This window comes from Pseudoalteromonas sp. 0802 (assembly GCF_013350085.1).
GTDB lineage: Bacteria > Pseudomonadota > Gammaproteobacteria > Enterobacterales > Alteromonadaceae > Pseudoalteromonas.
Map to the genome: position 1 here is coordinate 24,591 of NZ_JABVXE010000002.1, position 15,247 is coordinate 39,837.

Annotated in this window: 9 protein-coding genes; 5 read left to right on the forward strand and 4 right to left on the reverse strand. The window is 42.5% G+C overall.

Annotated features, from left to right (window positions below):
• Positions 1-237 precede the first annotated feature (237 nt).
• Entirely contained in the window at positions 238-543 is a 306-nt protein-coding gene (locus HUS61_RS21860; protein ID WP_404936086.1) for a pentapeptide repeat-containing protein, read from the forward strand.
• 27 nt (positions 544-570) lie between these two features.
• On the opposite strand, the gene HUS61_RS04905 is transcribed toward HUS61_RS21860, so the two are convergent.
• The gene (locus tag HUS61_RS04905; RefSeq protein ID WP_175081369.1) at positions 571-4,584 is read right to left on the reverse strand and encodes a rhombosortase-dependent M36 family metallopeptidase; all 4,014 of its coding nucleotides are present in this window, start codon (positions 4,582-4,584) and stop codon (positions 571-573) included.
• A gap of 127 nt (positions 4,585-4,711) precedes the next feature.
• Here HUS61_RS04905 and HUS61_RS04910 point away from each other — a divergent pair, with 127 nt between their 5' ends.
• Positions 4,712-5,206, forward strand: coding sequence for a hypothetical protein (locus HUS61_RS04910; RefSeq protein ID WP_175081370.1), 495 nt, complete (start codon positions 4,712-4,714; stop codon positions 5,204-5,206).
• Positions 5,207-5,389: 183 nt separating this feature from the next.
• Here the strand turns inward: HUS61_RS04910 and HUS61_RS04915 are convergent, their stop codons facing one another.
• Together HUS61_RS04915 and HUS61_RS04920 are read right to left on the reverse strand one after the other, a co-directional pair.
• A complete protein-coding gene (locus HUS61_RS04915) occupies positions 5,390-6,091 on the reverse strand; it encodes a M15 family metallopeptidase (RefSeq protein WP_175081371.1) in 702 nt (233 codons plus the stop codon).
• Between the two features lie 52 nt (positions 6,092-6,143).
• Positions 6,144-7,799: a sensor domain-containing diguanylate cyclase gene (locus tag HUS61_RS04920; protein WP_175081372.1), complete on the reverse strand. Its 1,656-nt coding sequence runs from the start codon at positions 7,797-7,799 to the stop codon at positions 6,144-6,146.
• 330 nt (positions 7,800-8,129) lie between these two features.
• Here HUS61_RS04920 and HUS61_RS04925 point away from each other — a divergent pair, with 330 nt between their 5' ends.
• On the forward strand, positions 8,130-9,317 hold the full coding sequence (locus tag HUS61_RS04925) for an acyltransferase family protein (protein WP_175081373.1): 1,188 nt from the start codon (positions 8,130-8,132) through the stop codon (positions 9,315-9,317).
• 58 nt (positions 9,318-9,375) lie between these two features.
• Here HUS61_RS04925 and HUS61_RS04930 read toward each other — a convergent pair whose 3' ends face one another.
• Positions 9,376-12,240: an FAD-binding and (Fe-S)-binding domain-containing protein gene (locus HUS61_RS04930; RefSeq protein WP_175081374.1), complete on the reverse strand. Its 2,865-nt coding sequence runs from the start codon at positions 12,238-12,240 to the stop codon at positions 9,376-9,378.
• A gap of 350 nt (positions 12,241-12,590) precedes the next feature.
• On the opposite strand from HUS61_RS04930, the gene HUS61_RS04935 reads away from it, so the two are divergent.
• Positions 12,591-14,399, forward strand: coding sequence for a glycoside hydrolase family 3 protein (locus tag HUS61_RS04935; protein WP_175081375.1), 1,809 nt, complete (start codon positions 12,591-12,593; stop codon positions 14,397-14,399).
• A 48-nt stretch (positions 14,400-14,447) separates the two neighbouring features.
• Entirely contained in the window at positions 14,448-15,245 is a 798-nt protein-coding gene (locus tag HUS61_RS04940) for a putative hydro-lyase (protein ID WP_063528520.1), read from the forward strand.
• The last annotated feature ends 2 nt before the right edge of the window (positions 15,246-15,247 follow it).

A 15,247-nucleotide genomic window follows, 5' to 3' on the forward strand; every position in this document is an offset into this window, starting at 1 on the left:
TATAAGCTCTAAGCTGTAAGTCAGAAATGTGGGGTTATCGAGTATTGATGACCCCACAGCATTCAACCTGTTGACTCTTCACGTAGGTTGGGTAGAGCGCAGCGAAACCCAACGTTAAGAAGCTGTCAGCCTTCAGCTATCAGCGGTCAGACGCGCGAAACAAGTTTCACGCCTACAAAAAGGCGCTAGGTTCTAGGCTCTAGGACGCAATGTAAAATCGCTGCTAAGCTAAGTCGCATCTCGAAACTCGCTAACTTTACTCTCGCTAACTTTACTCTCGCTAACTTTCCCCTCGCTGACTTTCCCCTCGCTAACTTTCCCCTCGCTAACTTTACTCTCGCTAACTTTCCCCTCGCTAACTTTTCCCTCGCTAACTTTTCCCTCGCTAACTTTTCCCTCGCTAACTTTCCCCTCGCTAACTTTACTCTCGCTAACTTTACTCTCGCTAACTTTACTCTCGCTAACTTTACTCTCGCTAACTTTACTCTCGCTAACTTTACTCTCGCTAACTTAAAACAAAAAAGCCCTTACAGCGAACTGTAAGGGCTTTGTTATCACTATTTAAAAGTCTTATTTACGTTTACGGCGACGGCCGATAAGCGCTAGTGGTGCAAGTAGTAGTGTTAAGAAACCAAAGCTACCGTTGCTAGATTTAGTTACTTTCTTCTCTTCTACTGGCTCAGCTTCGTTAGTTACGGCAACAGTGAACTGCTCTGATACAGAGTCTGTACCATCGCTTACTGTTACTTCAAACACTAACTCGTCATCGCTTGAGATAGCACCTGGCGTGAAGCCTAGAGTTGCAGTGTCAGCACCTGTAAGTGTTGCTGTTGTGCCGCTTAGTTGCGTCCAGGTGTAGCTTAGCGTGTCATCACTGTTACGGTCTGACGCTGTTGCCGTTAATGTGCCTGAAGCAGACTCAGAAACAGACTCATCACCCGATACAGAAAGTAATGGTAGTGCGTTATCACATGCTAATGCATCACCAGCAATCACGTTTGAGAAAATTGGTGACGTTACATTGCTAACGGTTACGTTATCAATCCACCAGCCGAACTCACGTACTGCGCTGTCTGATGACATACGGAAACGTAATTTTGCACGGTTACCGTTTAGTTCAGTACCGAAACGAATTGTTTCGTAGTTACCATAAACACCGTTACCATCAACATTGTTACCTGTGAAGGTATCACGATCTTGTAGCGCTTGCGCATCGTTTTCGATTAGCGGGCCATCGTAACCAACATCAAATGTGCCGCCCATTTCAGTAACATCTACCCAGTTACCACCGTTTACGCTGATCTCTACAACACCACCATCCCATTCGTTTTCGATTAGGTAGAAGTGCCAGAATGAAACTTCAAAATCACCAGCAAAACCGATATCAAACTCTCTTGATTCAACCGCAACATCTGACTGGAAGTCATTGTTGTTTAGGTACATGGTTTGCTCGCCAAGACCAAAGCCAAAGCTGTTGAAGAAGTTAACATTACCGCCGGTTGCCATGCTTTGTGTGCCAACCGCTAAGTCATCACCTGTCATTACGTTTTCTTTCCAGTCACGTAATGAAGCGCCTGCTACTTCCATATCGTCAGCAGTTTGTGAGCTAACTGGTGCTTTATCTTCAAAGTCCATGTTCACAAGGTAAGATACTGTATCGCTTGCAGCTTCAACAATCTCGTCATCAGCAGAAAGCTCTGGGAATGACACTTCGATTTCAAGTGTATCAGCAGTGCCTGCATCATTTAGTGTAAACGTGATAGGTGCGCTTGTTTGTGAAGCGTACGGGTTTGTATCGTCAAATGTGATTAAACCATCATTTTCGAACGTTACATCGTGACCACTAACAACCGTTAACTGTGCTTGTGTACCCGTTAGTACTTCACTACCTGTGTTCATGATGCTAACAGTTAATGTGCCTGTTTCACCTTTGTCTAGCACGTTATCGTTTGAACAATAACCTAGCTCTGCACCGTTGTAGTTTGGATTCATTGCCACATCTTTGAATGTGAAGCTAGCAAGTTTCATTTTGTCAGATTCAACAACACCTGTTAAATCTGTGCTGAAACGCTCTGGTGCTTCAGCACCTAAGCCCATACCACGCTTAGCAAATGCACCTAAGATTAGTTTGTAATCTTCTGGGTCAACTGCGTACGCTGCTGCTAAGATTGCATCACGAGCTTCTGTATATAGCGGAGCAACCGGAGTTAGCTTGTAACCAGCAACTAAGTAGTTAGCCATGCGGTTTTGTGCTTCTTCAAAGCCGTGCTCGTTGATAAGTGCTACATAGCTTTCCCAAAGCATAGTTGCCCAAATTTCACCTGCTGCGTGTGGTGAAGCAACACTTGTTGGTGCAATACCTACATCAGCACCTTCATTTTCAGTAATGTGGCGGAAAGACAGCGGGTTTACTTCCATATTTGTTGAATATGGAACACGACGAATACCATAGTAGAAATCTTCTACGAATGTACCGCTACCGTAAGCTTTTTGGAACTTGTCGTTACCAGGGATGTTAATGTCATCAGCTTTAGCAATGAACATCAGTGAGTGGAAATCACCCCAACCTTCGCCCATCGCACGGCCTTGGAAGTTGATAAGACCTGATGAGTTACCCACTAAACGGTTACTGATATAGTGACCCCATTCGTGAGCAATAATACCGTTATCTAACGTACCGTCTTTTAACGTTGCTTTGTTGAACATATTAACAGTAACAGTGTCGCCTGCAGCGATACCATCGTAAAGTGCGTGACCGTCAGCATAGTTCAGACCCATGTTAGGAATGATAACTGCATCGTCTTCACCGCCCATTGGCGCTGGCTCATCTGTATCTGGGTTGTTGTTTACAACGATAGCACCAATGGCACCCGCTTCTTGAGCGTGTAATACTTTTGCTGTGAAGTTACAAGAACCACGATCGACTAGCGCAATTTTGCCAGCTAGTTCAGCTGCATTTGTTGCAGGTTCACAACCGTCTGTAACGCTACCAGAATCTACATCATTGCCATCAACTAAACGAACAACTTCGCCCGCGATATCAGCAAATTGCATTTGACCAAAGCCAGATACTTTAGAAGACTCAAGTAGACCAATTGTTTCATCTGATGTTACAACCACACCGAAATCTACACCCACTTTCGCATCTTTCGAGTTGTATAAGTACATTTGCATGCGTGGGCTTGCACCGTCAGCAGGTGTTGCCATATTAGCGTTATTTAAACCGCTATTATCTTGCGCTTGTGCTTCGATTGGGTCGCCTTCTACACCACCACGGCCGTAGTTTGATACTTGTGCAACATTTGATGTTTCGTCAAAACCATGGTCATAGAAGAAATCGTGTAAGAAGTTGTTCATGTAGAACAAGTTAACGATCGCCGCTTTACGGTTGTCGTAGCTGTTTGCTACTTGATCAACTTGGTAAGGGTAATCGAATGTGTAATCTGATGTAGTTTCAGCAGTGAAGTCACCTTCTGTGTAACCTTGAGGTGCAATTACATCAGCATAAGCAAATACGTTGTTACCTGATGTTGTTGTAGCGTCATCAGCAAGCCACGGATCCATCGTGCTTAATTTTTTGTAGTAAGACAAGCTTACAAGTGGTGCATCTAGGATTTCAGTTTCATCAATTTGATCTGGACCATCAGCTGGGATCACGTCACCGTGTGGACCTTCCCACGGGTAACCATCTTCGTCAGCCCATACACGGTAGTTAAAGTCTGCCGCGTGTGCTTTTAAGTCTTTCTTAAAATAAACTTTGCTGTTTTGTGCGCCAATAACGTAGCTGAAGTAATCGCTTTCTAGGCTGTTTTTATCAGCAACTTCTACTTCAACATAGTATGCAGATTGCAGCTCACCCGCCACTTCAAAGAATACTTTCTTAGCACGTGGCTGACCTAATACAACTTTGTCACCACTTTGGTTAGACACAGTGTACTTAACATAGTCACCTTGCTCAGTTGATTTAGTTAAAGACACATTGATATCAGCAAGTTCTTTAATTGCACGTTTAATGCTTTGCTCAGCACCAACAAACTCAGCAAGTGGCGCGAACGACTGCGTTGCATTTGAACTTGTGTTAGCGAAATAGCCAGAACCTGCAACTAGGTTATATTCTTTATCCATGATCAGGTTGTATTCACGGTTGAATACTTCAATGTCATGAACTTTTTGCTTGTATTTAGCTGTGATTGAGCCAAGCTTTTGCTCAGATAAATCTGCTAATACAGCGCTTGATACACCTTTTTTAGCTGTGCTAACACCTGTTAAGGCATTTAAATAAAAATCTGCAGCGTAAGCATTACGTTGCTCAGGAAGCACCATTGCCATATCAGGCTTCGCTTGACCTACTGCATTCCATAAGAACGTAGCTTTACCTAATTGCGCATCGAAAATAGATTTGTGACCCGAAACAGTGCGACGCTCAGCTAATGCACGTTGCTGAGATACTTGAGGATTAAATTGTACTTGAGAGCTAACGCTTGAAGCATTATAAAAGCGAGTTTGTTCACTTGCCTGTACTTGAGATGATGCCAAGATAGCCGTTACCATGGTAGCAACTGCTGTTACTTTGAATTGAGACATTCCTTACGTTCCCTATTGTTATATTTTTATTTTCGGTTAACAATCATAACCAAGCCCAATGTACCCAATACAGCAATTAAAAAATAGAATTAATTGTAAACAAAAGTAACAAACAAACAGGATTGAAATGAAACAAACAATTAAAATACAAACACTTATACTAGCATTAGTACTAGTATCAGGCTGTCAAAAAAATGAAATAAGCGAGCAAAATACAACACAGCAGCCAACAACCAGTTCACAAAAAGAACAAAATTCAGTTAAGGATGTTAAAAAAGCAGTCGAAATCAACAAGCAAAAATCGACAAATGCTTTTAGTAATAATGGCGAAAAAATTACCTTTGATGCACCGACTTTAACCAAGGGCACAGAAGTCTTTAATCACGCAATGCAAGAGCGCGGCATCACAACGGGTGCAATATACTTAACGCTAAAAGAAAACAGCTTACCAGTAGCGCTTAGCAGCCAATATACGCTGAAAAAAATGACCAACAAAAGCTATCGCTACCTTGCTGAAAAAGACACTGATTTATTAAAAGTGCAAAACGCTTTTAAACAAAATGCCAATGTCGATGTTGTTGAAATTAAAGTTGATTATTCGCCGATAAAAGAGGTGATGTAGGTTGGGTAGAGCGCAGCGAAACCCAACATGAAGAAGCTGTCGGCCTGTAGCAGCGGGTTTATCCCGCGTCATCAGGCTCTAGGCCCTAGGTTCTAGGACGCGATGTAAAATCGCTGCTACCTCGCATCTCGTACCTCGAAACTCGCTAACTTTACTCTTTCCCCTTGTAACTCGCTAACTTACCTACTCCACCACAAAATCAAAATAGGTGGCGGGATATGCTTGCGGTTGGTAGGTAAAATGCCACCATTCCATTGAATAAGGGGCGAAACCGGCCTCAATCATCAGGCTTTTAAGTTTATATCGATTGGCTTTTTGCTCTGCACTAATGCGCGGGTCGTCGGTGTTCGAAAGAGTGTCGAACATATCAAACGGTGAGCCCATATCGAGCTCTTTGCCTTTTGCATCAACTAACGTTAAATCAATCGTTGAACCACGGCTGTGACCCGATTTAGCGGCAATGTAATCACCAAGTAACTTGTCTTTGCCTAAGTTTGGATAAAACTCAGCTTTAGTGCGGGTATCTTCTAAATCGTTAACCCAACGCACAAAGTGATCAACGGCGCGCTGCGGGCGATAACAATCAAATATTTTTAAGCTCAGGCCTTGGGTTTGCGCTGCTATTTGCACATTTTTAAGAGCCGTAGCAGCAGTGCTATGCAATAAACATTTAGGTGCGTTGTAACCATCAACTGGTTTGCCAACAAAATTATGATGACCAAAATAACGGATATCTAACACAGCATTCGGTAGCAAAGCCCCTACATCCACAAATTCGCTACGTTTATCATCGCTTGGGGTAGCACAAGCAGCGCTTGCACTCATAAGCGCAATACCTAACAAAGAAGTGGATTTAGTTAAACGAGCCAACAAAGTGAATGCCATTTTGATTTTCCATAAATAACTTAATAGCATCCACTATTGCACATTAAATAACTTATTCCAAGATTGAAGGCTCAGAAACTGGAGCAAGATCTTGGCTATATGTGGCATCGACAACTGAGCGGTTACGACCGGTTTTTTTAGCTTGATACAAAGCTTGGTCAGCAAGCTTAAATACTTCATCAATGCTTAATTGCTCAATTGGCCAGCCCGAAATACCAATCGATACATTAATGCAGCCAACCGGGTCAATGTAGCTTTCTGACACCCGCATACGTAAACGTTCAGCCAGTTGATACGCACGTTTTGCTTCCACTCTTGGCATGATCACAATGAATTCTTCACCACCGGTACGAGCAACCACATCACTATCACGAGTAACATCTAACAAAATTTTAGCCAACGACTGAAGTACTACATCACCAATGTCATGACCGAACTCGTCGTTAACCCGTTTAAAGTGATCGATGTCGATAGCCAATACAGCAAAAGGGCAACGTTGAGCGATCAAATGGCTAATTTGCATATCAAGGCTACGACGATTATGCAGACAAGTGAGGGGATCAGTTTGCGCTTCTTGGCGCAATAGCCCTATTTTACTTTGTAATAACCCTACCCCTTTTAACATGGCTTTTCTGAGTTCATTACTTTCAAAGTACCATGAGCGAATTTGTGTCAGCTCAAGTGACGTTGAAGGGCGATCTAAAGTATTTGCAGTTTCGGCTAACTGCCTTAAAGGCTGAGCAATTAAACGTGCTAACACCCAAATCAATATAAATGTGAGTACACCTATTGGAGCGGTTTTGATAAACACTTGCCACATTAAATCATCAAGCGGAGCAAGCGTGCTTTCGAGTGGGCGCTGAGTGACGACTCCCCATGGAGCAACTGTCATAGGAGCGTAGCCTGCAAGCATCTCAACGCCTTTGCTGTTGGTAACAAGCTGGGTGCCGGCGTTTCCTTTTAGTACTTCTTCAATTACTTGGTTATCAAACACTTGTTCACCAATACGGCTTTTATCTGGGTGATAGAGTAAGCGATGGTTTTCATCAACCACATACAGATAAGAGCCATCTTGATAATAATGAACTTGCAGCAATTCATTTAAAATGCTGGCACGTTTTAAGTACAAAGTGCCGCCAATATAACCAATGAAGTTACTTTGCTTATCGAATAAAGGCTGCGACATAAAAATCAGTAAATTGCCTGCCATCGAAATGTACGGCTCGCTGATCATTGGAGTACGATACGACAAAGCCGCTTTAGTGCCAAAGCTATCTACTTTACGGTTTTGTAGTTTCAATGACTTTGGAGAAACGCCTAAAATATCGCCTTGTGCATTAACAATAATGGTCGAATTAAAACTATTGGTTTGTAGCCTTAGTCGGTCAGCCTCAGAATTAATTAAGCCTTGATTATTAAAATCGTCTTCAAGTATTTTTCCAACATAAGCAAGCTGTTGCTGAGCAGTCAGTAAAAAGTTATCGGTCGCCGACACCAACTTAGCGGCGTATGCTTTATGGTTATTTAGGGTTTTATCTATTAGTTGTTGCTTCTGAACTTGATAGCTCGAGTAATAACTATTTAGAAAGGTAATAAGCGTTGTAGAAAACGCTAACACTAAAATTAAGCGGCGTAGATTTAAACCACGACTAAGACTATTAAGCACGATATTTCTCACATACAGGCCCAAAGTCCATATCGGGTACATCTAATACCTTTATACTAGCAAGATGTTCTGTGTACCTCTATAAAACTTTTGTCATAATTTGATTTAGCGCAAACAAATGAGTGCAATTACTCTAATTAATTAAAGTAACTCTGTTTAAAACTTCAGCTACCAAGCGCTCGTTGAATATGAACAACATCAAAGTTACTTATCAACAACCCTCGCAACTTAACATATTGAATTTAATGAACTATAAACTTAAGGCAGTTAAAATAACGACTAATACGTACGATTTATATTGTTCAAAAAGCAGCTTGCTTTGATGTAATAATTTATTACACTGTAAAAACAAAATAACAATAAAGTTTTCCTATGCGTCACCACTGTGCTGAAATCATCAACAAACTCCCTTCACATCGCCTCATGGCGTTAGATGTAATGCGAGGCTTGACTATTACTGCCATGATATTAGTGAATAACCCAGGTAGTTGGGGAGCGATGTATTGGCCTTTGAAACATGCACAGTGGCATGGTTGGACACCAACCGACTTAATTTTTCCGTTTTTTATTTTTATTGTCGGCATGTCTATCACGCTTTCAGTAAATAGCTTGCGTGCTAAAGGGGTCACTGCTCAACAAATACTAAAATCAGGGGTTATCCGTACCATTAAACTCATTGCCCTCGGTTGGTTTTTAGCCTTGTTTTATTACAACTTTCGAGATCCTTCTTTTAGCTGGCTTGATGACAAGTTATTGCAGTTGCGTGTGTTGGGCGTGCTGCAACGTATCGGTTTGGTCTATTTAGTTGCTCTGTGTTGTTATCTCTATTTATCGCCTAAGAAAATAGCCATTACTTGCATCGCTCTTTTATTGTTTTATGGCGCTGCCATGCTTTATATCCCGTATACCTTGCCAAACGGCGAGGTAGTCAGTGGCTTATGGTTACATGGCAATAACTTAAGTGCCTACATAGACAATGCCGTATTTGGTAGTCATCACCTGTATTATGCCAGTGCTAAGCCACTGCCATTTGACCCTGAAGGGCTATTTTCAACATTGCCAGCCATTGCAAGTACGCTTAGCGGCATCTTGACTGCGGTTTATTTAACTAAGCAACCCGATCTTAAAAAACAAGCCCGTACACTTATTTTTCTGGGTACATTAGCTGTTATTGCCGGCTATGCTATTGAACCAATAACGCCTATCAATAAAGCGTTATGGACGCCAAGCTATGTACTACTCAGCTCAGGGCTTGCAGCGATTTTCTATGCACTGTGCAGTGCTATTTTAGATATTTATAAGCTGCGTAGTTGGGGCGCTCCGTTTATTGTATTTGGTGCAAATGCGATATTATTTTTTATGTTTGCAGGCGTGTTTGCACGGCTATTAATTATGATCCCGCTTGGCGATAGCAGTTTAAAAGGCAGTATTTATGGCCTAATACAATTAGTGATCAGCAATGATTACCTCGCTTCTTTTAGCTTTTCACTGCTGTTTTTAGTGGTGTCTTATGGTGTGATGTACAGCTGCTACCGCAAAGGCATTTTTTGGAAAGTGTAAGCTTTAAAATAGATGAGCCAGTCAATCACTGGCTCATCAAATTAGCAATTACGCCCTGTTATATTGCATGGCTTTGTTTATCGAGTAGATACAAAATTGACTGATAACTGATGCCACCGTGTTCAGTTAAACCAATTTCGCAACTACGGCTATTAGACACACCCCGACTACAGTTTTTTGGTACTTGTTGTTTAAGGGTTTTTAGCGCGTTGCCATTGAGCTCTGGTAAGTTAAAGCCCTTATCACCGGCAAAACCACAGCACTCAATATCAGCTGGAATAATCACTTCATTACTACATGCCTTGGCAAGTGATACTAGGCTTTGCTCTTTACCTAATCGCTTAGAACTACAAGTAACATGGAGCATCACCGGCTCATTTACGGGCGTGACTTGCAAATTAGGCAGTAAATGCTGGGCTGCAAAATCAGCACTTTCATAAATTGTGAGTGCCTTATTTTGCGCAGCATTAAGAGTAGTAAGTGCACAAGGGCTGGCATCAAAAACAATGGGATATTGGCCATTATTTGAAAGCGTCTCGAGCTCAGTAAGTAATTGCTCACTTTTGTTTTTAAACTCTTTATTAAAGCCTTTGCTAGCAAATGGCATACCGCAACAAAGTGAATCTGCTTGTTGCGGAAGTAGCACTTCATAGCCTGCTTTGGCAGCGAGTGAATAAATAACATCTAGCAGTGGGCGTTTATCATCGGCAAGTTTATCAGCCGCAAAAATCCGGCTTGCGCAGCTTGGCATATACACCAACTTTTTCGCTTGTTGGGGTTGTTGAAGCTTTCTATTAATTGGTTGCTCAGCCCTTGGCCATGCCGAGTAATACAGCGGTGTACCAAGTAACTTATTAGCAGGTTTACTCAGGCTTCTTAGGTTACTGCTGCCGATTGCTTTTTCGAGCACCTGCATCACGGTTAAACCAAACCGTGCACCCGTAGCAACAACCGCAAAATGCTTGCTAGCAAAGCGTGATAATGACCGCGCAACCTTGCTTGATGAGGCTTGCTTTGCTCTGAGCGATTTTATAAATTCGCCCGTGTTAATCCCCACCGGGCATTTAAGACCGCAAAGACCCGTAGCCGCGCACGTATCAATTCCAAGGTATTTAAAGTCGGCCTCGATAACACTGAGCTTTTGATTTAACTTCTGTTTGCTTGCTACATCATCGGTTGTTAGCAATTGATTGTGTAGCTCTGTGCGGTGTCGCCATAAAGTAATACGCTGCCTCGGTGTTAAGCTAAGCCCTTTTGATGGGCAAACCACTTCGCAAAAGCCACATTCAATACAGGTATCGATAATATCATCACTTTTTGGCATGACTTTTAAATGCTGAGTGTGGGCATTTTTGTCGTGATTAATAATAACCCCAGGGTTAAGAATATTTTGTTTATCGAATAGGGCTTTAAGCGCAACCATCACCGCAAAGCCATCATCTCCCCATTCGGTGGCAACAAACGGTGCCATGTTACGTCCAGTGCCATGCTCAGCTTTTAATGACCCTTTTAGTTCAACCGCCACTAAGTTCGCCACATCAGCCATAAATTGTTCGTACCGGCTTACTTGCTTTGGTGTATCAAAAGCTTGGGTAAATACAAAGTGCAGATTTCCGGCAAGTGCATGGCCAAAAATAATGGCTTCATCATAACCATATTTGATAAATAATTGATGCAGCGCATTCACGCCCTCAGCTAATTTATCAAGGGCAAAGGCAACATCTTCAATTATCACAGTAGTGCCAGTTTCGCGCACTGCGCCAACCGCAGGAAACGTGCCTTTACGGATATTCCAAAGTGCCGCATTACGGGCGCTGTCTGCTGAAAACTCAATCGCTGCCAGTTGGCTTTGCTTAAACTCGGCAAGAAGTTGCTCAGTGCTCTTAGTGAGCGCATCGAGAGCCTGTGCATTTTCAGCTCTTAACTCAATTAACAGTGCCGCTGATTGCTCCGGATAACTAGCCACTTCTTTTGGCATGATGGCATGCTCGGACACCGAGATCAGAGCACGTTTATCTAGTAGCTCAACAGCAGCAACATCAAGCTCACTAAGCCTTTGTACCAGCTCACACACCTTGCTGATATCGTCAAAAATAAAGAAACCTGTATGTTTGTACTTATGCTCAACCACAGTGTGGTAGGTGATATCGGCGATAAAAGCTAACGTACCTTCAGAGCCAATAATGAGGTGCTTAATGATTTCGATTGGATCAGAAAAATCCAGCAGCGCGTTTAGACCATAGCCTGTGGTATTTTTTAAACGATATTTATGGGCGATGCGCTCACTCAAATCAGGGTTTTGCTTTATGCTATCAACTAGGCTCATTAGCTCATCAACCCAAGGGCTATGGCTTTGCAAAAAGGCATTACAGCTTTGGCTATCAGCCGTATTAAGCACTGTGCCATCGGCAAAAATGAGGGTCATATCTTTTACTGTGTGGTAGCTGTTTTGCGCCACTCCACAACACATGCCTGATGAATTATTTGCCGCCATCCCGGCTATTTTGCAGCTATTAATAGAAGCAGGATCAGGGCCAATTTTTTTACCAAACGGGGCTAATACTTGATTTACTCGAGCACCGATGATTGCCGGTTGTAAGCGGATTGCCTCAGCGTCATCAAGGATTTCAAACTTGCTCCAACTATCACAAAGTAAAACTAATACCGAATCGGTAATTGCTTGCCCAGATAAACTCGTTCCAGCGGCGCGAAATGTGATGGGTACGTGTTGCTCGTTGGCAGCAATGATCACCTGCCTTGCTTGATTTTGATTGCTCACTAATACAATTAACTCAGGTATTAATCGATAAAAGCTGGCGTCTGTCCCGTACGCATAACGGCGCGAGTAATCTTCTATTAATGCTGACTCTGGTAAAAAAGGTTTAATTTGCTGTTTAAATGCGTGTAATCGAGTTAAAGCCATCTCGCCCCCAGGCTTGTCATATTTACGCTGATGATTATGGAATATATTATTACTTTAAATTGTACTAAAAAGCGACCCATTAAATTGATAAATTATCAACTTGCCACGCTTTTAATAAGTATAAAGGTTTGGTTATTTAAGCCTATTAGCCCTATTTGGTGATCTAACTTAGCTTTTTGCAGTCGGACTCAAAAACCGCTAGGGTAGCAAAAAAATACTGTATTTATATTTAAAAACCCATTAACATCAAGAATAATTTATTCTAAAAACTAAATAAGCGTTTTGCTTTGGAGCTTGCTGTGTTAAATAAGTTTGCACTATCGTCACTGGTTATCGGATTAGGATGTTTCATGCCATTACAATCATCATTTGCTGAGTCTGCATTAACTTTAAAACAACAGTTAGGGCAAAAGCTCATGCTTGACCTACGTTATTACTGCGAGCAAGACCCGGGTGAACAAAAATGCCGTACACCGGTGACAGAGCTGCCGGCCGATTTAGCGAATATCATCACTAAACATAATATTGGCGGGGTGATTTTATTTGCAGAAAATATCGATACCGTGCCGCAAGTGATCAAACTTAATAATGACCTACAAAAAGCCGCTGCTAAGTCAGAGTTAGGCTTACCGCTGTTTATTTCGATAGACCAAGAAGGTGGCCGAGTTGCCCGTATACCTCGTGATGTTGGTACGTCGTTTACCGGTAACATGTCGATTGGCGCAACCTATAAAGAACATGGTACCCACTTCGCAACTGAATCTGCACGCATAATTGCCGACGAGCTATTGGCACTGGGTGTTAATGTTAACTATGCCCCCACGGTCGATGTAAACATGAACCCAGATAACCCTGTTATTAACGTGCGTTCTTACGGTGAAGATCCGCAATTGGTTGCAAAACTAGGTGGTGCCCAAGTGGCAGGGTTTGAAAACAACGGCGTTATTTCATCGTTAAAGCACTTTCCGGGGCATGGCGATACCAATGTAGATAGCCACACAGGCCTGCCAAAAGTAATGCATGATAAAGAAACCATTTGGCAGCAAGATCTCCCCCCTTTTAAAGAAATTATTAAAAACCAACAACCGGGTATGATCATGACTGCACATATTCAATACCCTGCCCTCGACGACAGCACGTTTGTCAGTAAAGAAGGCAAAACCATGATCAAACCTGCAACGATGTCACGCAAAATCATCACCGACTTATTACGTGATGAACTTGGTTATCAAGGTGTGGTGATCACAGATGCCCTCGATATGGCGGGGATCAGCCACTTTTTTGAACCAATTGAAGCGGTAGTAAATACCTTTGCAGCGGGTGTTGATATTGCCCTGATGCCAATCGAAATCAGAAGCCCTAAAGACTTAGCAGTACTTGAAGCTCTGATTGAGCGATTAGAGCAAGAAGTACAACGTGGCACGTTAAATGCCAACGAAATGTGTGCGTCTGCAACACGTATTTTAAAACTTAAAGAAAAGTTTAAACTTACCTCTTCACTTGATGACAAGGCAGCCATCAAAAAAGCGCAACTTTTAGTGGGTGATCAAAGCCATCGAAAAGTAGAAGCGGAATTAGCATTAGCTGCTATCACCGAAGTGAAAAACGAGAAAAACACCCTACCGCTTAGCATTAAATCGGGCAGCAAAGTGCATATTATTATGCCAGATACCCGCAAATGCTATGCTTTGCAGCAGGCGTTAATTGATAACACCGATAAGCTAATCAGCTTTAGCTGCACAAGTTTGCAAGGCTATGAGCCGCTTGCAACATTAAAAGAAATTAACGAAGCAGACATAATTATTGCCGCTAATGCGTCACCAAAACAAAGTGCTGTTGAAGTCGGCGGGATGGATGATTTAGCTGATAACCCTGAGTTTGCAATTGCTAAAGCAGATCAATCAGCGGCATTAGAGTCATTGTTAAAACAAGCAAAATTAGCCCATAAAAAGACCGTATTTGTCAGCTTACGAGCCCCTTACGATATTGCCCAATTTGGAAAATTTGGCGATGCTGTACTTGCCACCTATGCTTACAATATAGATGTAGATACAGATGAAAAGATTGCTGGCCCTGCTTTTACAGCGCTGGCAAACGTTTTACTAGGGAAAGCCCCTGCTAAAGGGCAGCTGCCCGTTACTATTAATGACTTAAACTGAGTGTTATTGTAGCAACAATGGGCAAGTGTTAATTTCAAGGAGAGTCACATGCAAAAAAATGCATCTTTAACCACTCCAGCGGCTATTCGTAAAATGGTACGTGAGGGTGACTACACTGGCAATACATCGGGATTTGCACCGGGCTTTGTGCAAGCTAATTTAGTGATTTTACCTAAACAATACGCGTTTGATTTTTTGCAGTTTAGCCAAGCAAACCCGAAAGCTTGCCCAATCATTGCAACTAGCCGTATACCGGGCGTTACCGATATGCCAACTGTTGGTGAAGACATTGATATTCGTAGCGACTTACCCCGTTACCGCGTCTTTAAACAAGGCCAAATGGTTGAAGAGGTTACCGATATTACGAATCATTGGCGCGACGATTTAGTCACCTTTTTAATTGGTTGCTCGTTCTCATTTGAAGAAGCGCTGATTGCCGCGGGTCTTGAGATCAGAAACATCAGCGAGCAAAAAAATGTGCCAATGTATGTGACCAATATGGCTTGCCAGAGTGCAGGGATTTTTCACGCCAATATGGTTGTGAGTATGCGCCCAATGAAACCTGCCGATGCCATTCGCGCGATCCAAATTTGCAGCCGTTTTCCAAGTGTACATGGTGCGCCTGTGCATTTTGGCGACCCTGCGGCAATTGGCATTAAAGATATCAACAAACCTGAGTTTGGTGATGCGGTGACCATTAAAGAAGGCGAAGTACCGGTATTTTGGGCCTGTGGTGTTACTCCACAAGTTGCAATTGCCAACGCGGCACCTGATTTTTGTATCACGCATAGCCCAGGGCATATGCTGATCACTGATATTCCAAATAGTAAAATGGCAGCGTTATAAAT

What these genes read in the sequence shown, in the direction of transcription:
- HUS61_RS04905 (WP_175081369.1), bottom strand. Translation starts at nt 4,584, where the DNA reads ATGTCTCAATTCAAAGTAACAGCAGTTGCTACCATGGTAACGGCTATC.
- HUS61_RS04910 (WP_175081370.1), top strand. Translation starts at nt 4,712, where the DNA reads ATGAAACAAACAATTAAAATACAAACACTTATACTAGCATTAGTACTA.
- HUS61_RS04915 (WP_175081371.1), bottom strand. Translation starts at nt 6,091, where the DNA reads ATGGCATTCACTTTGTTGGCTCGTTTAACTAAATCCACTTCTTTGTTA.
- HUS61_RS04920 (WP_175081372.1), bottom strand. Translation starts at nt 7,799, where the DNA reads ATGTACCCGATATGGACTTTGGGCCTGTATGTGAGAAATATCGTGCTT.
- HUS61_RS04925 (WP_175081373.1), top strand. Translation starts at nt 8,130, where the DNA reads ATGCGTCACCACTGTGCTGAAATCATCAACAAACTCCCTTCACATCGC.
- HUS61_RS04930 (WP_175081374.1), bottom strand. Translation starts at nt 12,240, where the DNA reads ATGGCTTTAACTCGATTACACGCATTTAAACAGCAAATTAAACCTTTT.
- HUS61_RS04935 (WP_175081375.1), top strand. Translation starts at nt 12,591, where the DNA reads ATGCCATTACAATCATCATTTGCTGAGTCTGCATTAACTTTAAAACAA.
- HUS61_RS04940 (WP_063528520.1), top strand. Translation starts at nt 14,448, where the DNA reads ATGCAAAAAAATGCATCTTTAACCACTCCAGCGGCTATTCGTAAAATG.